The sequence below is a fragment of the Glaciihabitans tibetensis genome (genome assembly GCF_003003265.1).
GTDB lineage: Bacteria > Actinomycetota > Actinomycetes > Actinomycetales > Microbacteriaceae > Glaciihabitans > Glaciihabitans tibetensis.
On the sequence record NZ_PVTL01000002.1, the window covers coordinates 321280 to 344403 of the forward strand.

20 protein-coding genes are annotated in these 23124 nt (G+C 66.7%); 15 read left to right on the forward strand and 5 right to left on the reverse strand.

From position 1 onward, the window contains the following. Positions 1–14 precede the first annotated feature (14 nt). Positions 15–863, forward strand: coding sequence for an FHA domain-containing protein (locus tag B0I08_RS05295; RefSeq protein ID WP_106210545.1), 849 nt, complete (start codon positions 15–17; stop codon positions 861–863). Between the two features lie 129 nt (positions 864–992). Beyond that, complete coding sequence (locus tag B0I08_RS05300) at positions 993–4031, forward strand: FtsK/SpoIIIE domain-containing protein (RefSeq protein WP_106210547.1); 3039 nt, start codon at positions 993–995, stop codon at positions 4029–4031. Here the strand turns inward: B0I08_RS05300 and B0I08_RS05305 are convergent. Continuing rightward, entirely contained in the window at positions 4006–4620 is a 615-nt protein-coding gene (locus B0I08_RS05305; RefSeq protein WP_106210549.1) for a TetR family transcriptional regulator, read from the reverse strand. The two genes, B0I08_RS05300 and B0I08_RS05305, sit on opposite strands and share 26 nt — an antisense overlap. 120 nt (positions 4621–4740) lie before the next feature. Between B0I08_RS05305 and B0I08_RS05310 the strand changes: the two genes are divergently transcribed. Then, complete coding sequence (locus tag B0I08_RS05310) at positions 4741–5706, forward strand: aldo/keto reductase (protein ID WP_106210551.1); 966 nt, start codon at positions 4741–4743, stop codon at positions 5704–5706. A gap of 157 nt (positions 5707–5863) precedes the next feature. On the opposite strand, the gene B0I08_RS05315 is transcribed toward B0I08_RS05310, so the two are convergent. The 3 genes from B0I08_RS05315 to gabT form a co-directional block, all read right to left on the reverse strand. Beyond that, a complete protein-coding gene (locus tag B0I08_RS05315) occupies positions 5864–6727 on the reverse strand; it encodes a hypothetical protein (RefSeq protein ID WP_106210553.1) in 864 nt (287 codons plus the stop codon). Between the two features lie 131 nt (positions 6728–6858). Beyond that, complete coding sequence (locus B0I08_RS05320) at positions 6859–7809, reverse strand: asparaginase (protein ID WP_425432988.1); 951 nt, start codon at positions 7807–7809, stop codon at positions 6859–6861. A gap of 101 nt (positions 7810–7910) precedes the next feature. Next, on the reverse strand, positions 7911–9257 hold the full coding sequence (gene gabT / locus B0I08_RS05325; RefSeq protein WP_106210555.1) for a 4-aminobutyrate--2-oxoglutarate transaminase: 1347 nt from the start codon (positions 9255–9257) through the stop codon (positions 7911–7913). Between the two features lie 30 nt (positions 9258–9287). On the opposite strand from gabT, the gene B0I08_RS05330 reads away from it, so the two are divergent. After that, positions 9288–9758 (forward strand): OsmC family protein, encoded by a 471-nt coding sequence (locus B0I08_RS05330; protein WP_106210557.1) that lies wholly within the window; start codon positions 9288–9290, stop codon positions 9756–9758. Positions 9759–9876: 118 nt separating this feature from the next. Continuing rightward, positions 9877–10863, forward strand: a complete 987-nt coding sequence (locus B0I08_RS05335) for an FKBP-type peptidyl-prolyl cis-trans isomerase (protein WP_106210559.1) — start codon at positions 9877–9879, stop codon at positions 10861–10863. Between the two features lie 124 nt (positions 10864–10987). On the opposite strand, the gene B0I08_RS05340 is transcribed toward B0I08_RS05335, so the two are convergent. Then, on the reverse strand, positions 10988–12319 hold the full coding sequence (locus tag B0I08_RS05340; protein ID WP_106210839.1) for an aminotransferase class III-fold pyridoxal phosphate-dependent enzyme: 1332 nt from the start codon (positions 12317–12319) through the stop codon (positions 10988–10990). Between the two features lie 58 nt (positions 12320–12377). Here B0I08_RS05340 and B0I08_RS05345 point away from each other — a divergent pair, with 58 nt between their 5' ends. The 10 genes from B0I08_RS05345 (at position 12378) to B0I08_RS05390 (ending at position 23124) form a co-directional block, all read left to right on the forward strand. Next, positions 12378–13469 (forward strand): 1-deoxy-D-xylulose-5-phosphate reductoisomerase, encoded by a 1092-nt coding sequence (locus B0I08_RS05345; RefSeq protein ID WP_106210561.1) that lies wholly within the window; start codon positions 12378–12380, stop codon positions 13467–13469. Further along, on the forward strand, positions 13466–14311 hold the full coding sequence (locus tag B0I08_RS05350) for an NAD-dependent epimerase/dehydratase family protein (protein WP_106210563.1): 846 nt from the start codon (positions 13466–13468) through the stop codon (positions 14309–14311). Before B0I08_RS05345 ends, B0I08_RS05350 begins: the two co-directional genes overlap by 4 nt. An 87-nt stretch (positions 14312–14398) precedes the next feature. Beyond that, positions 14399–15727 carry a M50 family metallopeptidase gene (locus B0I08_RS05355; RefSeq protein ID WP_219905615.1) on the forward strand — a complete coding sequence of 443 codons (1329 nt, stop codon included), beginning with the start codon at positions 14399–14401 and terminating at the stop codon, positions 15725–15727. A gap of 61 nt (positions 15728–15788) precedes the next feature. Next, positions 15789–16937 carry a flavodoxin-dependent (E)-4-hydroxy-3-methylbut-2-enyl-diphosphate synthase gene (gene ispG / locus B0I08_RS05360; RefSeq protein WP_181243247.1) on the forward strand — a complete coding sequence of 383 codons (1149 nt, stop codon included), beginning with the start codon at positions 15789–15791 and terminating at the stop codon, positions 16935–16937. Between the two features lie 72 nt (positions 16938–17009). Next, the gene (locus tag B0I08_RS05365; protein ID WP_106210565.1) at positions 17010–18776 is read left to right on the forward strand and encodes a proline--tRNA ligase; all 1767 of its coding nucleotides are present in this window, start codon (positions 17010–17012) and stop codon (positions 18774–18776) included. Positions 18777–18796: 20 nt separating this feature from the next. Further along, the gene (locus tag B0I08_RS05370) at positions 18797–19771 is read left to right on the forward strand and encodes an AAA family ATPase (RefSeq protein WP_106210845.1); all 975 of its coding nucleotides are present in this window, start codon (positions 18797–18799) and stop codon (positions 19769–19771) included. 3 nt (positions 19772–19774) lie between these two features. After that, on the forward strand, positions 19775–20662 hold the full coding sequence (locus B0I08_RS05375; protein WP_106210567.1) for a DUF58 domain-containing protein: 888 nt from the start codon (positions 19775–19777) through the stop codon (positions 20660–20662). After that, complete coding sequence (locus B0I08_RS05380) at positions 20649–21119, forward strand: hypothetical protein (RefSeq protein ID WP_106210569.1); 471 nt, start codon at positions 20649–20651, stop codon at positions 21117–21119. Before B0I08_RS05375 ends, B0I08_RS05380 begins: the two co-directional genes overlap by 14 nt. Further along, positions 21116–22126: a vWA domain-containing protein gene (locus tag B0I08_RS05385; protein WP_106210571.1), complete on the forward strand. Its 1011-nt coding sequence runs from the start codon at positions 21116–21118 to the stop codon at positions 22124–22126. Before B0I08_RS05380 ends, B0I08_RS05385 begins: the two co-directional genes overlap by 4 nt. Further along, positions 22123–23124 (forward strand): vWA domain-containing protein, encoded by a 1002-nt coding sequence (locus B0I08_RS05390; RefSeq protein ID WP_106210573.1) that lies wholly within the window; start codon positions 22123–22125, stop codon positions 23122–23124. The genes B0I08_RS05385 and B0I08_RS05390 overlap by 4 nt, the downstream gene beginning before the upstream one ends.

The window sequence follows — 23124 nt, forward strand, 5'->3', positions numbered from 1 at the left end:
TGCCGGTCGGCGCCATGTTCTGTGGCGAATGCGGCCGCGCCACCAACTCTCGGGCGCTCTCGACGGCTCTGACGCCGACGCCGACGCCGACGTTGACCTCGAACCCGAAACCGGCTCCGGTCGCAGCGCCCGGCGACACGATTGCTCTCGACCGCAACTGGCTCTCGGCCGAGTTCGACCTGATGCCCGATCCGTCGCCAGTGAAAACGAACGCTCAGCGCGCCGCGACGACACCGGAACCGCCCCACGCCTCCGCAGCGACAGCGACACCGAAGCCGACAGCGACACCGGCACCGACGCCGATTTCTACTCAGTCCGCGGAACCGGCGATGGTCCCCGAATCGTCGCCGAGCCCGACATCCGCTCCCACCCCGCCCCCGATGTTCTCCGCAGCGCCGATCGCCCTGCCCCACGCAAACCCCGAACCTCGCCCGGAGGGGGTTCCCGTCGCGCCGCCGAAACCGGACACCGCGCGCAACGAGGGCGACGAGCGTGAAGACAACGAACGCACTCGGATCGTCTCGCGTTCCGGGCTGGGCGAACGCTTTGTGCTGCAGTTCAGCACCGGCGAGAGTGTGACGGTGTTCGGCACAGGACTGCTCGGACGCAATCCCGTCGCGCAACCCGGCGAATCGTTCGACCAGCTCGTCGTCCTGACTGACCCGGGCAAGTCCGTGTCGAAATCCCACCTGGAGTTCGGCCAGGAACACGGAGCGTTCTGGGTTGCCGACCGGTTCTCCGCCAACGGCACCGTGATCCGCGAACCCGAGCTGGCACCCCGTCGCTGCGACCCCGGAAAACGGTACCGAATCGTGCGAGGCACCAGGATCGACCTCGGTGAGCAATTCGTCGTTGTCAGCTGACGCGTCCTGGCAGCAGCTAACGCGGTGACAGCAGCTGACGGGTCCCTGACAGGGGAACCGCCCCAATAACTGTGCACCGGTTGCGCCGATCGCCCCGGCGTCACAGCCGGCGTCTGGTTCTCTGGCGCCATGAGTTCGTTTTCGCGCGGTGCGCCACGGGTCGCGGAGCGCGTGGCGTTGCCCCGTCCGCCGGAAAACAGCCCGCCTCACACGTTTCCGTGGCTCGCGACCATCGCGCCTGTCATCGGATCGGTAGCCCTGTGGGCGATCACCGATTCGATTTACGCCCTCATCTTTGCGGCGCTCGGCCCCCTCATCGCCGTCGCGAGTGTCGGCGACGCTCAGGTCGGCGCGCGCCGCACCCGTCGGCTCCAGCGGGCCAGATTTGAGCGGGACTGTGAGCGCACACGACGGGCGATCGCCGAGGCGCACCTCCGTGAGCGCTCCGCACTGGCCACCACGGCCCCCGGCGCTCGCGTGCTCCTCGCCTCCGCGCTGCCCGACCCGGAGCGGTGGCGCGGCTCCTTCTCGAGTCCCATCCGGGTGCGCCTTGGTGAGGGACCCGTCGCGAGCTCCGTGGTGGTGGAGGACGAGACAATGATCGATGCGGATGATGAGGTGCTGGCCCATCGCGAACGCCTCCGCTCACTGGCCGCCTTTGTCGACTCCGCGCCGGTCGTCATCGACGCCCGGCTGGGGATCGGTTTCTACGGTCCGACGCCCCTCGCGGTCGCCGCCGCTCGAGCGATCGTGATCCAACTTGCCGCCGCTCTCTCGCCGTCAGGCGCGCGGATCGATGGCCCGTGGGGGTGGCTGGCACAGCTGCCGCACGACCAAACCGTGGGTGACGGTCGCCTAATATCTGACGCAATCCCGCCGTCAGGAGCTTGGCAGCTGTCGGGAGCGTCGCAGCTGTCAGGAGCGCCGCTGCTGTCAGGAACGTCCCCGCGTCCGGGCGCGGAGTACGTCGTGTTTCACGACGCGGCCGGCACTTCGCCCCCTCTCGTCGTTGCGATCGCACACACCGCGATGCAGCTCCCGCGCGATGCTCGCGTTGTGGTCTCGGTGGGAGCTGCGGGCAGCGTGGTGACGAAGCATCCCGATCCGACAGCCTGTGGTTCGCTCCTGTCTGACTATGTTTCCGAACGGGAGGCCGAGCTGTGGGCCAGGGCGCAGACGGTGTCTGCCCGGGAGGAGGGAATCGCGTCCCCGTTGGCGAACCTGCCCGACAGGGTGGGCCTGCACGCACTTCTTGATCACGCCGCGACAGCCCACCCAGCGCTGGAGTGCGCGCTCGGGGTGGGACCCGGCGGCCCGGTCGTTGTCGATCTGCTCCACGACGGGCCCCACGCGATTGTCGGCGGCACGACGGGCAGCGGAAAGAGCGAACTCCTTATCAGTTGGGTGGTCTCGATGGCGGCGACGCGTGCGCCGGCCGCGGTGTCGTTTCTGTTCGTCGATTTCAAGGGCGGGGCCGCCTTCGAACCCCTGCGGCAGCTGCCGCACAGCGTCGGCATGATTACCGATCTCGACACCCACCAGGCTCTCCGCGCCCTCAGCAGCCTTCGCGCCGAGGTGCGCAGACGCGAGCGGGTGCTGGCTGCCGCGGGGGCCAGATCGATCGACGAGTTCGGTGAAAACTCGCCTCTGGCACGACTGGTGATTGTGGTCGACGAATACGCGGCGATGCTCGACGATCATCCGGGCTTGCACGGCGTATTCGTTGACCTCGCGGCTCGGGGCCGCTCGCTCGGCGTGCACCTGGTGCTGTGCACCCAAAGGCCGGGCGGGGTGGTACGGGAGAGCATTCTGGCGAACGCGGGATTGCGGCTGTGCCTTCGCGTCAACAACGCGCCAGACAGCATCAATGTCATCGGCAGCGACGCAGCCGCACTACTGCCGGCAACCCCGCGCGGTCGTGCGCTGGTGCGCAGCCACGGCGGGGCGGTTCAGCCCGTGCAGGTCGCGCTCACCGTCGCGTCCGATATCGCGGCAGTCACGAAGCGCTGGGCTAGCCACCCGCGCGCGCAGGCACCCTGGTGCGCGCCCCTTCCGACCGCGGTGAGCATCGCCGACCTTGGCGCTCGCGCCCTCGAGATGACCGTGCCGTTCGCACTGGTCGATTTTCCTGAAGAGCAGCGGCAGGATGTCGCCAGGTTCGACCCTGACCGTCATGGCAACCTGCTCGTGGTGGGAGCGGGAGGCGCGGGCAAGACCGCGCTGCTCGACGCCCTCGCAACGGCGCCGACCCGCGTTCGGGTCACCCGGGTGTTTCCGTCCCTTCCCGCGGTATGGGACGCCATCCACGACGCCCTGGACGATGAGCCTGAAACGGGCGAGCGCCCACGGCGGGTGTTGCTGCTCGACGACATCGACGCGATCGTGCTCGGCTGCCCCGACGAGTACACCGCGGCATTGGTCGAGATGCTGACGAGGTTGCTCCGGGAGGGCCCCGGCCGAGGCGTCACGACGGTACTCACCGCCCAACGCCTGCCGGGATCCCTGCACGGGCTCGGCGCACTCTGCGGGAGCGCGGTCCTCTTGCGCCTCCCCAGCAGGCAGGAACACCTGCTTGCGGGCGGACACAGCGAGGACTGGCAGGCGGATTTTCCACCGGGCGCGGGAATCTGGCGGGGAAACAGAATTCAGGTGGCGCTGGCCGACGCCGTTCCGCACCTCCGCGCAGCGAGCGCTGTTGTCGCCGTGCCCACGCCGGGGGTTCCGCTCGCGGTGGTCTCCACTCGTCCGCGTGAGTTCGCCACCCTGCTTCGGGCGAGCGCGCCCAACCGGCCTCTCGTGGACGTCGGCAGGACAGCCGATTCGCCCGACCTGTTTGCCTTCCGCGAAGGCGATCCCGGCATCCTGATCGCAGATGCCGACGCGTGGATGTCGCGGTGGGGCGCACTCGGAACCCTCCGCGAGACCACCGAGCTTCTCTTCGACGGGTGCAGTATCGGGGAGTTCCGCGCGCTGACCGGGCTCCGCGACATCCCACCACCCCACGCCCGCGGCCAACGGCCACTCTGGCTGGTTCGCCGGGACGGCTCAGTGCACCGCGCGCGACTCGACGCCCACGCGGCACGAGGCCGCGCGATCCCGACGCCGTCCTCAGCGCCTTCCGGCGATGGTCGTCGTGTAGTGCCTAATCAGCCAAGATCGCGGGTCTGAGCATCTGGAATGCTTCGTCGAGGAGTACCCGGGATGTCACTTCTCCTCCTCGATATACCCACTCGGCTGAGGAGACGTCGAGGCAGGTCAATGCCGCCAGCGTGACGGCTCGCGCCCGATAGTGCCGCTCCACCTCAGGACCAGTGAGAGCATCAGCGACAAGAGGTTCGAGGACAGCCATCCACGTCAGATGCTTCTCCGTGTTCCGGGTGCGCAGTGAAGGGGTGCTGATCATCACTCGCGTCGCACGCAGCGCCCACTCCGGGTTTGATTCGACGTTCTCCATGACCGCCTCAAAGCCCTCACGCAAGGCTTCCCACACCGGCATCGTTCCCAACGCCTGAGCGAGACGCTGTCGGACCGGCTCACCGTAAATCATTGGGTCACCGAGAACGACGTCTTCCTTCGACGGAAAGTACCGGAAGAAGCTCCGAGGCGAGATGTCGACAGCTGCCGCAATGTGGTCGACGGTGGTCTCATCGAAGCCCCGCTCATCGAACATCACGAGAGCAACGTCAGCGATCTGCTGACGAATAGCGTCTCGTGTCCGCTGTCTCAGCCCGCGGCCCGCCGTTGTACCTTCATTCACAGATTCAGCATACAGCGCCCCACATGACACCGACTGTCAAAAACGCATAGACTGTCAGAGTGCTTTCGGATACGACGATGTCGCGCCGGTGGCACCAGAACTCACATAGAAAGGCAACTCATGCAGACACGCACTCTTGGCCAGCACGGCCTCACCACCTCGGCTATCGGCTACGGCTCGATGGGAATTTCATTGGCGTATGGGCCGGGAGACGAGCAGGAGGGGATCGCCGCAATCCAGAAGGCCTACGACCTGGGCGTGACCCACTTCGACACGGCTGAGATGTACGGCTGGGGCGAGAACGAGAAAATCGTCGGCCGGGCCGTGAAGAGCTTCCGCGATGACATCGTCATCGCTACGAAGTTCGGTTTCAAAGCCCCCGACTTCAGCTACGACTCACGCCCCGAGCGCATCCGCGAGGTGGTCGAGGGAAGCCTGCAGCGTCTTGGAGTGGACCAGATCGACGTCCTTTACCAGCACCGCCAGGACCCAAACGTGCCCGTTGAGGACGTCGCCGGAGTCGTGAAGGAATTCATCGATGCTGGCAAGGTCAAGTACTTCGGACTCAGCGAGGTCGGCCCCGAGACGCTGCGCCGCGCCCACGCCATCCAGCCCGTGTCAGTGCTGCAGACCGAGTACTCCCTGTTCGAGCGCGAGGTCGAGGTCCTGTTCCCCACCCTCACAGAACTCGGCATAGGCTTCGTGCCCTACTCGCCCCTCGGACGCGGATTCCTCACCGGCGCCGCAAAGCCAGCCGCCGAGTACGACGAGACCGACATGCGTCGCGGCGACGCCCGCTGGCAGCCCGGCAACTATGAGAAGAATGTCGAAGCCACCCGCCAGCTCACCGAACTCGCCGCTTCGAAGGACGCCACGGTGGCCCAGCTCGCTCTGGCCTGGCTCCTCGCGCAGGGCGAGCACATCGTCCCGATCCCTGGCACCCGCAGCGCCAGCCGGGTCGCGGAGAACGTAGGCGCCGCTGACCTCACCCTCACCAGCGCTGATCTCGCCCGCATCAAGGAGATCCTCCCCACCGGCGGGTTCGGCTCCCGACTCCCGGAGGGCATGTCGTCCGACTGGGAGTAACCCCCGAACGACGCTGGAGGCGCGAGGCGCAGGCCGCCTCGCGCCTTCCAGATCATCCGCAACCTCGTCGTGAGCGGCTGGTCGCTTCGACAAGTGTCCGCTGGGCGGGCGGGGAAGTCGCCTCGACGCCTGGCAGGGCGGAGGAATTCGCCAACGGCTAGTACCGGGGCGTGCCCTGGGTGCGGAGGCAGGTCCAGATGCGGTCGATCAGGCCCGCCGGATCCCGAAGGTCGTCCGAGTCCAGTTCGATGACCAGCGGATTACCATCGGTCGGGTTATCGTCGCGCGACGACCATCCCCAGGGGTCGTCGATGGTGCCGCGCACGTCGGCCGAGCGGTAGTGCAGAAGAACGCCAAGCTCTTCAATCAGAAAGTCGGTGTGGGCGATGTACTCGCCGTATCCGTCGGACACCACGCGGGTGACCACGGCGGGCGGAAACCGTCCGGCGGCGAGGATCACGCGCAGCATCGACTCGGGCGGGGAGTCGCTGCGATCGCTGAGGGAGGCGACGGCGGCGCGAAGAATGCGCACGTTGCGACGGTTGGGAAGTTGCTCCACGGCCTGGGCGAGACGACGCTGCGAGGTGAGCGGATCCTGCCAGTGGATGAGGTAGTCGCCGGCGGCGACCAGGTCAGGCAGTGCCAGCAGACCCCCGAGGTCGCACCAGGTGCGTTCGACGCTGGTGAGCCGCACCCGGTCGTGTTCGACGACGTCATCCGCGCCCATCTTCAATCCGTGCCCACAGACCCCCAGCGAGCTGGCAACCCGGTCCGGCGCAGCACGGGTGACGTGATACCGGATCGCTCCGTCGACGCGCGCGGGAACCGGGATCCCGTGCAGCCGGGCCGCTGTTGTGTGGGTGTAGAACGACTGGCGCGGCAGCATGATGCTGAAATGACGCGCGCGCTGGCGCAGTTCCATCGTGGTGTCGGGGGAGCGCAACCCCCAGTAGGTGCGGTCGGGAACAACGACACGGGGAACCGCAGTGAGGCGGGCCCCGTTCGGGTCTGGTTGTGACATACCGAGAATGCTCGTCGGCCCCGGTCTCAGTATTCCGGGCTGCGACCATTCTGCGCAGAAGCCACGGACCCGAACCCCTGTGGGGGATAGGTGCCCCTGGCTGCGGCAGATCTCCCGTCAGAACGTTCCGGTCAGAACGCGACGCGAATGCTCCCCACACTGTCGCCGCCGCCGAGCACACGCTCGAGCGTCTGGTCCAGCACGGCGTCGGCGTCACTCCGTTCGACCGCCCCGACAGAGACCAGCAGCTCGAGGGCGACCAGGGTCGCCGCGCGCAGGCTTCCATCGAGGATCTTGACGGCTACGGTCGTGCCGTCGCCGCAGCCCATAACCATGACACCCTCGGCGCCGAGTTTCGCGATGATGCCGAGCGTGTCTATCGTGACGGTATTGGCGCGGCCGGGCCCGTCGATGGCCCAGGCGTGCGCGAGAAAGGCACCCGCCAGGGCCGCCGTGTGCGGGTCTTCTCCCCGTGCGACCCGTCCGATCGCCCGGGCGAGGGCCGTGAGCGACATCGCGTGCACGGGTGCACCGCAGCCGTCGACGCCCGAGTGCACGATCGGCTCGCCGGTGAACTCCTCGACAGTCGACCGGATCAACGCCTGGAGCGGATGCCCCGGCTCGAGGTAACCGTCGGTTGGCCATTCGTTCACCGTGCATGCCAGCAAAAACGCGGCATGTTTGCCCGAGCAGTTCATGTACACCGGTGCCGCGGCGCCGCCGGCGGCAAGTACCGCCGCGCGCGATGCGCCATCAGAGGGCAGGTCGGCGGGGCAGGCGAGAGCATCCTCGTCGACCCCAGCTGCAGCCAGGATGTCGCGTACAACGGCGACGTGTTCTGCGGACCCGGAGTGGCTGGCGGTGCCCAGTGCGAGGCGGACGCCCGCGAGGGGAGCCCCGGCGCGCAACGCGGCAATCGCCTGCAGCGGCTTCATCGTGGACCGCGGATAGATCAGCGCCGTGGGGTCTCCGAGCTGGCGAAGGATTGCGCCCGCCGGCCCGATCACAACGGCAGAACCGAAGTGGCGGGACTCGATCATGCCGCTGCGCTCAAGAACCGCGAGCTCGCTCCACGAACCCAGCTCGGTCCCCGAACCAAGCTCGGTCCCCGAACCCAGCGCGGCTGCGCGCTCGCCGCCCACCGGAGTCTGCGTGGTCGTCACAGCGCCCGTCTGCGTGGTCGTCACAGCGCCGCGAACGCGTCGTCGATGACCGAGAGCGCGTCGTGCAGCAGCTCGTCGGTGATCGCGAGGCTCGGCAGGAAGCGCAGCACGTTTCCGTAGGTTCCCGCCGTCAGAACGATGACGCCGTGCTGCGCAGCGAAGGTGGCGATGGATGTCACGGCCGCAGCGTTCGGAAGAAGGGTACCGGGCTCGACCAGCTCAATCGCAACCATCGCACCGATCCCGCGAACCTCCCCGATGATCGGGTACTTGACCTGAAGGGCGGTGAGGCCAGTCTTCAGCGTCTTTTCGATGCGGGTGGCTTCGGCGAGCAGGCCGAGGGACTCGATCTGCCCGAACACGGCGATGGATGCTGCGGTGGCGACCGGATTGCCGCCGAATGTACCGCCGAGCCCACCGGGCTGCGCCGCGTCCATGATCTCCGCGCGACCGGTTACCCCGGCCAGCGGCAGGCCGCCCGCGATTCCCTTGGCGCTGAGCACGAGGTCGGGGACGAGCGAAAAGTGCTCGCTCGCGAAGTAGGCACCCGTACGTCCCATCCCACTCTGGATCTCGTCGGCGACGAACACGATGCCGTTGTCGGTGCACCATTGCTGCAGCGCGGGAAGGTATCCCTCAGCAGGCACCTGGAATCCGCCCTCGCCCTGGATGGGCTCGACCACCAGGCAGGCGAGGTCTGCTGCCCCCACGGTTTTCTCGAGGTAAGCGATCGTTCGCGCCGCGGCATCCGCCCCGCTCAGTCCGTCGTGGAATGGGTAGGAATTGGGCGCCCGGTAAATATCGCCGGCGAACGGACCGAACCCGGTCGAGTAGGGCGCGGCCTTGAAGTTCATCGCCATCGTGAGGTTTGTGCGGCCATGGTAGGCGTGCTCCAGTACCGCGACACCGCTGCGACCCGTGTACTTTCTGGCGATCTTCACCGCGTTCTCGACCGCCTCCGCACCGGAGTTCACCAGCACCGTCTTCTTGGCGTGGTCTCCCGGGGTGTGCTCGGCGAGGAGTTCCGCCACCCGCACGTAGCCCTCGTACGGGGTGACGGTGAAGAGGGTGTGGGTGAAGTCGGCGAGCTGAGCCGAGGCGGCGGCAACCACCGCGTCGTCCGTGTGTCCGACGGTGGTCACGCCGATGCCCGCGCCGAGGTCAATAAACTGGTTGCCGTCGATGTCGACGACGATGGCGCCATGGGCCCGCGCCACGTATACGGGTAGCACGGAGGAGACGCCCACGGGAACAACCGCCGCACGACGCTGGTGCAGCGCCTGCGACTGGGGCCCGGGGATCGCGGTAACGATCCGGCGTTCCTGGGGGATTGCGGGGCTGCTCTGTGTCGCGATCGTGTCAGTCATGATGGACTCAAGTTTAGTAAAGGATTTGCAATGCACCTTGAGCATTTTTACGCCGTTTCCCTCGAGTGGACGGGCGACCGGGGCAGCGGAACGAGCGACTACAGGTCGTACGGGCGCGACCACGTAATCCGGGCCGAAGGCAAACACAGCATCGAGGGCTCAAGCGATCGGGCGTTCCGGGGAGACACCGACCGCTGGAATCCCGAGGAGATGCTTTTGGCCGCCCTGAGCCAGTGCCACCTGCTCAGCTACCTGCACGTGGCCGCATCCCACGGGATCGTTGTGGTGGGCTACACCGACAATGCGGAGGGCACGATGGAGCAGACCTCGGACGGGGGAGGGCATTTTGTGTCCGCGACCCTGCGTCCGCGGGTAACCATCGCCGGCGGCGACACGGAGCTTGCTCTCAGCCTGCACGCCGAGGCGAGCACAAAGTGCTTCATAGCGGCGTCGGTCAACTTCCCCGTCGGCCACGAACCGACCGTGGTTCTGGCAGGCTGAGGCCATTCGAACCGATTCATATCGGATCGTGACCTCGCGCCGGGGGGTTCTGGCAGTTGGTGTCCAGCTGTATGGTCCAAACTGGTGTCTGTTTTTGTCTCCTACAGGAAGGCGCATTGTGCGCAGAACTGCAGCACTCGTCCTGGCCGCTGGTCTCGTAATCCCCTTGGCGGCATGCTCGTCATCGAATGACGAAGAAGCCGCCGCCGACTGTTCACCCACCGCGTCTGGGTCCGTCTCCGACGCCGTCGAAGTGACCGGGGCGTTTGGTGAGAAGCCTGAGGTGACCATCGCTACCCCGGTGACGGCCGAAACCACGGAGCGTACGGTCGTTATCGAGGGCGATGGAGAAGTTGCCGCCGAAGACTACGACGTGACCATTGACTACACCATGTTCAATGGCACCACGGGCGAAGAGATCGACGCCACCCCGTACGACGGTGAGAGCGCGGTCGGCTTCCCGCTCGACGGATCCCTCATCGCCGGGCTCACCTCAACCCTGCTGTGCTCGACGGTGGGTTCCCGGGTCGTCGGTGTGGCCGCGCCCGCCGACGGCCTCAACGAGACCGCGCTGGAGACCTACGGCATGACCGCGGAGGACGCCCTCGTCATCGTCGCCGACGTCGTCACGGCAGAGGAGCCGGCGGATGTCGAGCCGGCACTGCCGAAGGCTGACGGTGAAGACCAGGACATTCCCGCCGACTTCCCCGACATCACCGTCTCCGTTGCGGACGATGAAACCGGAACGCCCACGGTGACCCTGCCGGACACCGCGGCCCCCACCGAGTTGCAGGTTGCTGTACTCAAGCAGGGTGACGGCGAAGAGGTTCCGGCCGACGCCGACGTGGTGGTCAACTACCAGGGCACCGCGTGGTCCACCAAGGAGATCTTCGACCAGAGCTGGGGAACCGGCTCGACTGCAGCGTTCAACACCTCGGGCCTCATCGACGGGTTCGCCCAGGCGATTGAGGGCCAGCAGGTCGGATCGCAGATTCTCGTGGTGATCCCGCCCGCCCTCGCATACGGCGAGCCGAGCGAGACCAACACCTCAGAGCTCGCGGGCGAGACGTTGGTGTTCGTGATCGACATCCTCGGCCTCGGCTAAGGAGTAACACCCCGGGCGATACCCTCGCCCCACACACAAGCCCCGCCGACTTCGCGAAAGTCGGCGGGGCTTGTGCTGTCCCGGTCAGGACGGTGCTGTCCCGGTCAGGACCGTGTTGTATCAATCAGAGCAGCGCGAACGCCTCTTCGATGACGGTCGCCGCATCGTCGATCAGTTCTTCGCTGATGACAACGCTCGGCATGATGCGCAGCACGGAGTCCCAGCTCCCCGCGTCGAGCGCGATGACACCGTGGGTTGTCACGTACTTCAGCACGCTCGCCAGGGCCTCGGGGTTGGGGATCTTGGTGCCGGGCTTGACGAGCTCGACGCCGAACATCGCGCCCTTGCCTCGCACCTCTCCGACGAAGTCGTACTTGTCTGCCCAGTCGCCGATGCGTGAGCGCAGCATCCGCTCCACGTTCTGGGCCGCTTCGAGCAGGTTCTCCTTCTCGATGATGTCGAACACGGCCAGCGCCGCGGCGGTTGAGACGGGGTTGCCGCCGAAGGTTCCCCCGATGCCGCCGGGCTGCACGGAGTCCATGATTTCGGCGCGACCGGTGACGGCCGCCAGCGGGAAGCCGCCCGCGATGCCCTTCGCAGTCGTGATGAGGTCAGGCACAACCCCGTGGTGCTCGATCGAGTACCAGACGCCGGTGCGGGCGATTCCGGCCTGGATCTCGTCGGCTACGAACACGATGCCGTTCTCGGTGCAGAACTCGCTGAGGCGTTTGAAGTAGCCGGGCGCGGGGATGATGATGCCGCCGTCGCCCTGGATCGGTTCGACGAAGAACGCCGCCACCTCGCTTGCCCCGATGTGCGTGGTGATGTAGTCGATGGTTTTCTCGGCCGCTTCCTCGCCGGACAGCCCGTCGCGGAAGGGGTAGCTGATCGGCACGCTGTAGATCTCACCGGGGAACGGGCCCATTCCAGCCCGCTCCGGCCAGGGGCGATAGGTCATCGCCATGGTCAGGTTGGTGCGGCCGTGGAAAGCGTGGTCGAGAGCGACGATCGCGCGGCGGCCGGTGAACTTGCGGGCGATCTTCACCGCGTTCTCTACCGCCTCGGCTCCGGTGTTCACCAGGATCGAGTGCTTCTCGAAGTCCCCGGGGGTGATCTCGGCCAGCTTCTCGGCGACCTTGACGTAGTTCTCGTAGGGGGTGACCGTGAAGAGGGTGTGGGTGAGCTTTGATGCCTGGGCGGATGCCGCGGCCGCCACCTCGGGATGTGCGTGCCCGATCGTGGTGACGCCGATGCCGCAGCCGAGGTCAATGAGCTGGTTTCCATCGACGTCCACCAGGATCGCGCCTGATCCGTGGTCCATGTAGATGTTGGCGAGAGTCCCGGCGCCGCGGGAGACGCTGCGCTCGCGTCTGGCCTGGAGTTCGACCGACTTGGGGCCGGGGAGTTCGGTGAGGAGTTTGCGTGCTTGCGGGACCGTGAACGTCATACCTTCCAGACTACGACGCCGCGGCAAATCAGCGTGCTCGCCCGGCCCATCGGCCTAGCATGGGGTCGTGCGCAAAGTAATCATTCTCGGCTCAACCGGCTCCATCGGCGTTCAGGCCCTGGAGGTGATCGCGGCCAACCCCCAGCTGTTCGAAGTGGTCGGCCTCGGTGCGGGCAGCAACCGCGAGCTGGTCGAGCGGCAGGCAGAACAGTTTGGTGTCGAGCACGTTTCTATCGGGGCGGATGCCGCGTGCCAGCTGGTTCGCGACGTGCACGCTGACGTCGTGCTCAACGGAATCACCGGTTCTGTAGGTCTCGGCCCGACCCTCGCCGTGCTGGAGACCGAAGCGACGCTGGCTCTGGCCAACAAGGAGAGCCTGATCGTGGGCGGTGAGCTCGTGAAGGCGAGGCTCCGTCCCGGCCAGCTGGTGCCCGTCGACTCGGAACATTCGGCCATCGCGCAGGCGCTGCGCTCGGGTACCGCCGCCGAAGTTCGCCGCCTGGTGCTGACCGCCTCCGGTGGGCCGTTTCGGGGACGCAGGCGCGACTCGCTGGTCGACGTCACACCGCGCGAGGCGCTCGCGCATCCGACCTGGGATATGGGTCTTGTCATCACCACCAACTCCGCGACCCTGGTCAACAAGGGCCTCGAGGTCATCGAGGCCCACCTGCTCTTCGACGTGCCCTACGACAACATCGAGGTCACCGTCCACCCGCAGTCGATGGTGCACTCCATGGTCGAATTCGTCGACGGTTCCACCATCGCGCAGGCCTCCCCGCCAGACATGCGACTGCCGATCTCCCTCGGGCTCGACTGGCCGAACCGGGTGCCCGGAGTGGGCGCCCCGCTGGACTGGACACAGGCGAGCACCTGGACCTTCGAATCTCTCGACTCTGAGGCGTTTCCCGCCGTCGAACTCGCCAAGGCCGTCGGTCGCGCGGGTTCGACCTTCCCGGCGGTTTTCAACGCCGCAAACGAGCAGGCCGTGCTCGCCTTCCACGCCGGGCGGATCGGTTATCTCGACATCCTCGACGTCGTGCGCCACGTCGTCGACGGCCACGGTGCCGACGCCGGCGAGATGACCCTCGAGGCGGTCCTCGACGCCGAAGTCGTGGCGCGAGCAGAAGCCGACCATCGGATTGCGGCGATCTCCCGATGACCGTGCTGATCGCCGGCTGCGGCGACATCGGAACCGAGGTGGGCCTGCGCTTCGCGGCGCTCGGCTCGCGGGTAGTCGGTCTCCGGCGGTCTGCCCGCCTGCTCCCCGCCGGCATCGAGGGGCAGAGCGTCGACCTGACCGTCGAGCGGCCCAGCATCCCCACAGACACCGACACGGTGATCGTCGCGCTCGCCGCGGGCAGCCCGACGCCGGAGGCCTACCGCGCGGTGTATGTCGACGGGCTGCGAAATGTGCTCGATGCCCTCGACGAAGCCGGTGTGACTCCCCGCCGGATGCTGCTGGTGTCCTCGACCGCGGTGTTCAGCGTGTCGGACGGCAGCTGGGTCGACGAGAACACCGCGGCCGTCCCGGTCACGGAGACGGCGGCGATCCTGCTCGAGGCGGAGCAGCTGCTGCACGCGCGACAACCCTCCGCCGTTGTGCTGCGCCTCACCGGAATCTACGGGCCGGGGCGCGAGCGGCTGATCACCCAGGTTCGCGCGGGACGGGCGACGGTCAGCGCCCGATCGGCACACACAAACCGCATTCATCGGGATGACGCAGCGGCGGCCATCGTCCACCTGATGACCATGGGGCAGCCCACCGCGCCGCTGTACCTCGGCGTCGACAACCAGCCGGTGCGAAGCGCGGAGGTGCTGGAGTTCCTCGCGAACGAGCTGGGAGCGGCCAAACCGCAGCTGGTCGAGTCCACCACCGAACGCGGCGGCGACAAACTCTGCAGCAACGCCCTGTTGAGGGCCACCGGCTTCGAATTCACCTATCCGGACTATCGCTCCGGCTACCGCGCCCTCTTGGCCGGGCAGGGTCGCCGCCACCCGTAGCTCGAATTCACCGCTCACGCTGCCCGCGCAGCAACCCCGGATCGCGCGTCCAGCTTCGCCATAGAACTGCGCGGCTATTGTTAGCGCGTGGAAACTGTGCTGCTCTATGTTTTGGGCATTCTGATCATCTTTGTTGGCCTCGTTGTGTCCGTTGGACTGCACGAGGTCGGCCACCTGCTGCCCGCGAAGCTTTTTGGTGTGCGGGTGGGGCAGTACATGGTCGGCTTCGGCCCCACGATCTTCTCTCGCAAATACGGCGAGACCGAGTACGGCTTCAAGGCGATCCCACTCGGCGGCTACATATCGATGTCGGGAATGTACCCGCCGGCCAAGACCGGCGGCGGGGCCCGCACCGCGAGCACCGGCTTCTTCCAGACCCTCGTGCAGGACGCACGCACCGCGTCGGCGGAGACCGTCATGGTCGACGAGGAACACCGCACCTTCTATCAGCTTCCCGTCTTCAAGCGGGTGATCATCATGCTCGGTGGACCCACCATGAACCTGCTGATCGGCATCGTGCTCTACGCCGTTGTCCTCTGCGGTTTCGGTACGGCGCAGGTGAGCACCACGATCGGATCCGTCTCGGAGTGCGTAATCTCCCAGTCGAGCACCGAGACAGAGTGTGCAGCGGATGACCCGACCGCACCGGGGGCGGAAGCAGGACTCCAGCCCGGCGACCGAATCATCAGCATGAACGGCACCGCGATCACCTCGTGGGACCAGGCGACCGGCATCATCCGCGAGTCCGCGGGGGAGCCGCTTGCGGTTGTCGTTGAGCGCGAGGGCTCCGAGGTCAGGCTCGACGCGACCCCGTTGCTCACCGAGCGGTACGTCTACGACGACAACAGCGAACTGGTCGAGGACAGCGACGGCAACGCCGTCACAGAAGAGGTCGGGTTCCTGGGCATCGGTGCCGCCACCGAGACCGTGCAGCAGCCCATCACCGCGGTGCTGCCCGCGGTGGGCGACAACATCTCGAGCGTGGTGACGATGATTCTCCACCTGCCCGAGCGGCTCATCGACATCGTCAACGCCGCGTTCGGCCCGGAGGAGCGCGACCCGAACGGGCCCATCAGTGTTGTTGGTGTCGGCCGCATCGCCGGCGAAATCACGAGCATCGACACCATCCCGATCCTCGACCGGGCATCGTTTTTGATCAGCCTGCTCGCTTCGCTCAACATCGCCCTGTTTGTCTTCAACCTCGTGCCGCTTATGCCGCTCGACGGCGGTCACGTGGTCGGCGCGCTCTGGGAGGGCATCCGTCGCTTCTTCGCGAAACTGTTCGGGCGTCGCGACCCGGGCCCGGTGGATGCGGCAAAAATCATCCCGCTCACCCTCGTGGTCGCCGTTCTACTGGGATCCATGACGTTGCTGCTGGTGTACGCAGACATCGTGAAGCCCATCAGCATTCTCTAACCGAGCCTGAAGTTCGGCCGTGTGCCCAGCGCGGTCGGGAGGCGCGACATAGAATTCCTCTGTGCCTGCCATCAATCTGGGAATGCCCAAAGTTCCCGAAATCCTCGCCCCCCGCCGCAAGTCCCGCCAGATCAAGGTCGGAAAGGTTCTTGTCGGAGGTGACGCCCGCGTCAGTGTGCAGTCGATGTGCACCACCCCCACAACCAACATCAACGCGACCCTCCAGCAGATCGCCGAGCTGACCGCGTCGGGCTGCGACATCGTGCGCGTGGCGGTCCCCAGCCGGGATGACGCGGAAGCGCTGCCGATCATCGCGAAGAAGAGCCAGATCCCCGTCATCGCGGATATCCACTTCCAGCCGAACTACGTGTTCGCCGCGATCGACGCCGGATGCGCCGCCGTCCGGGTCAACCCGGGCAACATTCGCAAGTTCGACGACCAGGTCGGCGCCATCGCTGCCGCTGCCAAGGCAGCGGGAGTCTCCCTCCGCATCGGGGTCAACGCGGGTTCGCTCGAGCCGTCGATCATGCAGAAGTACGGCAAGGCGACCGCCGAGGCTCTCGTCGAGAGCGCCGTCTGGGAGGCGAGCCTGTTCGAAGAGCACGACTTCCACGACTTCAAGATCTCGGTCAAGCACAACGACCCGGTGATCATGGTGAAGGCCTACCGTCTGCTCGCCGAGCGAGGCGACTGGCCCCTGCACCTGGGCGTGACCGAAGCGGGCCCGAGCTTCCAGGGCACCATCAAGAGCGCGACCGCCTTCGGGATCCTGCTGTCCGAGGGCATCGGCGACACCATCCGCGTTTCTCTCTCGGCGCCTCCCGCCGAGGAGATCAAGGTCGGCCTGCAGATCCTGCAGTCGCTCAACCTGCGTGAGCGCAAGCTCGAAATCGTGTCCTGCCCCAGCTGCGGCCGCGCCCAGGTAGACGTCTACAAGCTGGCGAATGACGTCACCGACGGACTCGAGGGAATGACCGTGCCGCTCCGCGTGGCCGTCATGGGTTGTGTCGTGAACGGACCCGGTGAAGCGCGCGACGCCGACCTCGGCGTTGCGAGCGGCAACGGAAAGGGCCAGATCTTCGTCCGGGGCGAGGTCATCAAAACCGTCCCGGAGGCGCTCATCGTCGCGACCCTGATCGAAGAGGCCAAGCGCCTCGCGGCCGAAATGCCCGCGGGCGAGCTCGGTTCGCCCGTCGTCCTCACCCCCTGAGTGGAGGCGGCGCCGTGGTGAAGTTATCCACCGCGGCGCAGCCACCCAGACACCGCCGGTAGCATTGAGCGCGTGCCAACACGCCTCTCTCACCTCTTTGTCCGTACGCTCCGTGAAGACCCCGCAGACGCCGAGGTCACGAGTCATCGTCTCCTCGTGCGAGCTGGCTACATTCGGCGCCAGGCTCCAGGCGTGTTCGCCTGGCTGCCGCTCGGGCTGAAGGTCCGCCGCAAGATCGAAGCCATCATCCGCGAGGAGATGGAAAACGCGGGAGCGCAGGAAGTGCACTTTCCCGCCCTGCTGCCGCGCGAGCCCTACGAGGTAACCGGCCGGTGGGAAGAGTACGGCGATGGTCTGTTCCGCCTGCAGGACCGCAAGGGTGCGGACTACCTGCTCGCGCCCACCCACGAGGAGGTCTTCACCCTCCTCGTGAAAGACCTGTACAGCTCGTACAAAGACCTTCCGCTGTCGATCTACCAGATCCAGGACAAGTACCGCGACGAGGCCCGCCCCCGCGCAGGGCTGCTGCGTGGCCGCGAGTTCACGATGAAGGACGCGTACTCCTTCGACTACACCGACAACGGGCTCGACACCAGCTACCAGGCGCAGCGCGACGCCTATGAGCGCATCTTCACCCGCCTCGGGCTCGAGTACGTCATCGTCAAGGCGGATGCCGGGGCGATGGGCGGATCGCGAAGTGAAGAGTTTCTGCACCCCACCCCGGTTGGCGAGGACACCTTCGTTCGGTCCGCCGGTGGCTACGCGGCAAACGTCGAGGCCTACACCACGACGGTTCCCGACGCGATCGACTTCGCAGCGCTTCCCGAGCCGACGGTGTTCGACTCGCCAGACACCCCCACCATCCAGACCCTCGTCGATCTCGCCAACGCGCAGCAGCCGCGCAGCGATCGTCCCTGGACGGCCGCAGACACCCTGAAGAACGTTGTCGTCGCGCTCAAGCACCTCGACGGAACCCGCGAGCTGCTGGTCATCGGTCTTCCGGGAGACCGTGACGTCGATCTCAAGCGCGTCGAGGTCGCCGTCGCTCCCGCCACCGTTGAAGCCGCGAACGAAGCAGACTTCGCGAAGAACGCGAGCCTGGTCAAGGGCTACATCGGACCCTGGTCCGCAACCGGGCCCATGCTCGGCGAAGAGTCCGCGACCTCGATCCGCTACCTGCTCGATCCCCGCGTCGTCGATGGCACGCAGTGGGTCACCGGCGCGAACATCGACCAGAAGCATGTTTTCGGCCTCGTCGCCGGCCGGGACTTCTTCGCCGACGGATTCATCGAGGCGTCCGACGTGCGCGCGGGCGACCCGGCGCCCGACGGCTCCGGTCCCCTCGAAACAGCCCGGGGCATGGAGATCGGCCACGTCTTCCAGCTGGGCCGTAAGTATGCCGAAGCGCTCGGCCTCAAGGTGCTCGACGAGAACGGAAAGCTCGTCACCGTCACGATGGGCTCCTACGGCATCGGCGTCACCCGCATTCTCGCGGTCATCGCCGAGAGCAACAACGACGAGAAGGGCCTGATCTGGCCCCGCAACGTCGCACCCTACGACGTGCACGTCGTCGCGGCCGGCCGCGAGGAAGTCATCTACGACGTGGCGGGATCGCTCATCGAGTCGCTCGAAGCCACCGGATTCGACGTTCTCTTCGACGACCGCCGCAAGGTTTCGCCCGGGGTGAAGTTCGGCGACGCTGAACTGCTCGGTGTTCCCATCATCGTGATCGTCGGGCGCAGCGCCGGCGAGGGAATGGTCGAACTGTGGGATCGCCGCACCGGCGTTCGCACCCCCGTCGCCGTCGCGGATGTTGCGCTCGAAGTGGCACGCCTGTGACCGACACCCGCACCATCGCCATGTCCACCGCCGACCGTGACCGCGCCCGCGACATCCTCGCGGCGGTCAGCGGTTCGTACGCGGCCAAGGTCGTCGGGCAGGAGGGGCTGCGGCGAAGCCTGCTCATCGCATTGATCACCGGGGGACACGTGCTCCTCGAGAGCGTTCCCGGGCTGGCGAAGACAACCGCCGCCCAGGCATTGTCCGACGCCGTGCAGGCCAGTTTCCGGCGCATCCAGTGCACCCCCGACCTGCTGCCGAGCGACATTATCGGCACCCAGATCTTCGACTACACGAACTCGAGCTTCGAGACCCAGCTGGGGCCGGTGCACGCGAACTTCGTGCTCCTTGACGAAATCAACCGCTCGAGTGCGAAGACGCAGAGCGCCATGCTCGAGGCGATGCAGGAGCACCAGACCACCATCGGTGGCCAGATGTACCCGCTGCCCAAGCCCTTTCTCGTCCTCGCGACCCAGAACCCGATCGAGCAGGAGGGCACCTACCACCTGCCCGAGGCTCAACTCGATCGATTCCTGCTGAAGGAGATCCTCGACTATCCCTCGTTCCAGGAGGAGTTGACGATCATCGACCGGGTCGATTCCGGCGTGTACGACGAAGATCCGCCCGCCGCCGCCACCCTCGATGACGTGCTGTTCCTGCAGAAGCTGGTCGGCGAGGTCTACCTCGACCCCTCGATCAAGAACTACATCGTGTCCGCGGTTTACGTGACCCGTCACGCAAATAAATACCTCACGCCCGAACTGGCCTCTGCCATCGAGTACGGCGCGAGTCCGCGGGCGAGCATCGCGTTCGCGCGTGCCGCGCGGGCGCTTGCGCTCATCGAGGGCCGCGACCACGTGATCCCCGACGACGTCAAAACCCTGCGCCACGTGATCCTGCGCCATCGCATCATCCTCGGGTTCGAAGCGATCGCAGAAGACATCCGTCCAGAGACGCTCATCGACGCGGTATTCGCCGCGATCCCCGCGCCGTAGGGCATGACCAGTCTTCTGCGCCGGGTCAAGACGAAACTGGCAATCCACGCGCACCGCAGGGTGCGGGGGCTGCTCGACGGCGAATACCGTTCCATTTTCCACGGGCGCACCATCGAGTTCGACGACCTGCGCCCGTACGTTGCCGGAGACGAGCCGCGGGACATCGACTGGAAGGCGACGGCCCGCCACGGTGCGCCCCTGGTTCGCCGCTACATCGCCACCCGCAAGCAGACCGTGCTGCTGCTTGTCGACACCGGGCGCAACATGGCCGCGTTGGCGGAAAGCGGCGAGACCAAGAGCGAGCTCTCCGTCCTCGCGACCGGAATCATCGGCTACCTCGCGCTGAAACACGGTGACCGTCTTGTGCTGGTGTCGGGTGACGCCGAGCACACAAAATTCGAGCCCCCGGCATCCACCGAGGCAGCCCTCGAACGTCTCCTGCGGCAGATCGACTCCGCAACGACCCTGCAGGCGCCGCGCAGTGATCTCACTCGCCTCCTGCAATTTGTCGCGAAGTCGTTCACGCGCAGGATGATCGTTCTCGTGGTCGCCGATGATCGCGCCCTCGGAGAGACAGAGGCGCGTCTGCTGCGCCGCCTGTCCGTCCAGCACGAGATCCTCTGGCTGAGCGTGGGTGACGCCGACCTGCTCGCGGAGCAATGGGCTGGCCAGCGCATGCACGACGTGGCGACCTCGGTGGCGCTGCCGATGTACCTGCGCGCCGACCCGGCGCTCCGCGCGGATTTCGACCGGTCGGTGGCCGAACGACGCGATCGCAACGAGGCGCTGTTTGCTCGCCTGCGCATCAGCAGCGCGCGGCTCGGCTCGACCGTCGACGTTGTGCCCTCCCTGCTGCGCCTGTTGGAATTGCACCGACATGCCAAACGCTGACTTCTTTCCGCCGGTGCAGTACAACCCGCTCTGGGCCGTGCTCGCGTTCGTGCTGCTCGCCCTGGTCGTCGCCTGGTTCATCGCGGTGCCGCTGCTGACCCGCGCGCGCCCCGTTGTGTCTGAGGCTGCCGCACGGGCGGCCCTCGCCCCGGCCGTGCGCGCACATTACCTCGGGATGATCGACGAGGTTGTGCGCGCCTACGAGCGCGCAGAGCTGACCAGCCGGGCAGCGCACCAGCGGCTCAGCGCGCTCGTCCGCGGGTACGTGCACGAGTCGAGCGGCTATCCGGCGTCCGCGATGACCCTGGGGGAGCTGCGCCGCCTCAACCTGCCCGGACTCACCGGCGCCGTCGAGCGCTTTTACCCGGCCGAGTTCGGCACGGACGACAGCGCTGCGGTCGCCACCTCCGCGGCGGCCGCGCGTCGCGTTGTGCAGGACTGGGGGCAACTGCCATGACCGGCGAGTTCACGAACATCACGACCCTGATTAACTGGTGGATGCCGGGTGCCGCAGCGCTCGTCGGCGCAGTCACCCTCGCGATCGTCATTCTGCTCCGCAAGCGCCGGGCCCGCGACGACGCACCCTCCGTACCCATCGCGCACGCCGACCGGTTGACCGCGCTCCCCAGCTATCGGCGGGCGCTTCGTCGCTACCGGGCCCTGCTGGTCGGGTCGATCGCCGCGGTGCTCATCGCGGTTCTGGCGGGTGTGGCGCTCGCGGCGCGTCCGGCAGCCCCGGCGCTGGCGCAGCCTGAGCTGGCGACCCGGGACATCGTGCTGTGCCTCGACGTCTCCGGGTCGATGGTCGACTACGACGCGCAGATCGTGGATGTCTTCGCCGAGCTGTCCAGCCAGTTTTCCGGCGAACGGCTGTCGCTGGTGCTGTTCAACGCATCGGCGGTGACCTACTTTCCGCTCAGTAGCGACTACGCCTACATCACGCGACAGTTGGAACGCATCCGGGAGACGTTTGAGACGCCGGACGAAACCATTGAAAGCGGAACTCTTCTCGGCGACGGCTCCTCGCTGATCGGCGACGGTCTTGCCTCCTGCACCCTGCGCTTCGACACTCCCGAAGCTGAGCGGTCCCGCTCCATCATCCTCGCGACCGACAACCTCGTCGCCGGCGATTCGATTTACACCCTTCCCGAGGCGGGGCAGCTCGCGATCGAGAAGGACATCCGGGTGTACGGGATCAACCCGGGAGACACGCTCGCGCGGGACTACCTCGCCGACCTCGCCGAGGAATTTCGCACCGTCACTGAGGGCACCGGCGGAACGTACTACGCCCTCGACGATCCCGACGCGGTTCCCGGCATCGTGGAGCGCATCACGGCCGAGCAGGCCGCGGCTCTGCCCGGTGCGCCCGAGCTGATTTTGGGCGATCAGCCGCGCCTCCCGTTTGTGCTGCTCCTGCTCGGTGTGCTCGCAACCCTCGTGCTGCAGTGGAGGCTCCGGCGATGAACATCACCCCCATGCTTCCGCTTCCGATCCTGATTCCCGTGCTGGGCGTCGCCCTCGCGCTCGTGGTGTGGCAGGTCATTCGCCACCGCGGCACCCGCCTCGCCCGCGAGTGGAGCCTGCGTCTGTTGATGCTCCTGCTCCTCGCCGCGGTGGCATTACGCCCGGGTGTCGGTGGTACCGAGCCCGGGCCAGCGGCGGAGGGCGGACTCGAGGTCTACTTCGTCGTCGACACCACAAGCAGTATGGCGGCCGAAGATTTCGGCGACGAGGGCAGCCCACGACTCTCCGGGGTCCGAGCGGATATCTCCGCGCTTGCGCAGACCCTCGCGGGCGCGGAATTTGCCCTCATCACCTTCGACTCGAGCGCGGTGCAGCGGATGCCACTTACCAGCGACCTGTCCGCGCTCCGCTCCGCGGTCACCGTTCTCACCCAGGAAGTGACGAATTATTCCGCTGGGTCGAGCATCGACGCGTCGACAGAACTGCTCACGCGAGTTCTCGCAGACGCGGAGGAGGCACACCCCGACCGCCCGCGCGTGGTCTACTACTTCGGCGACGGGGAGCAGACCGTCGCTACCGAACCGGGGTCGTTTGCAGCCCTTGAGCCGTCCATCGATGGGGGAGCGGTTCTCGGCTACGGCACCGAGGAGGGCGGCCGGATGCTGTCGTACGACGGCTACGCGGACATGTACTCGGAGAGCACCTACATCCAGGACTTCACAACCACTCCGCCGACGGACGCCATCTCCCGCATCGACGAGACCCGGCTCCAGAGCATCGCGGACCAGCTCGGCGTATCCTATGAGCATCGGGATTCGGGCCAGGGCGTCGATTCCCTGGTCCGGGGGATCGAGTTCGAAACGCCCGACGTCACCACCGAGACGGGCACCGCTCCCACCGAGTTGTACTGGATCCTCGTGATTCCGCTGCTCGCGTTGCTCGTACGCGAGTGGATCGGGCTCGCACGCGCGCTCCGTGAGACACGAGGAGTGGAGTGA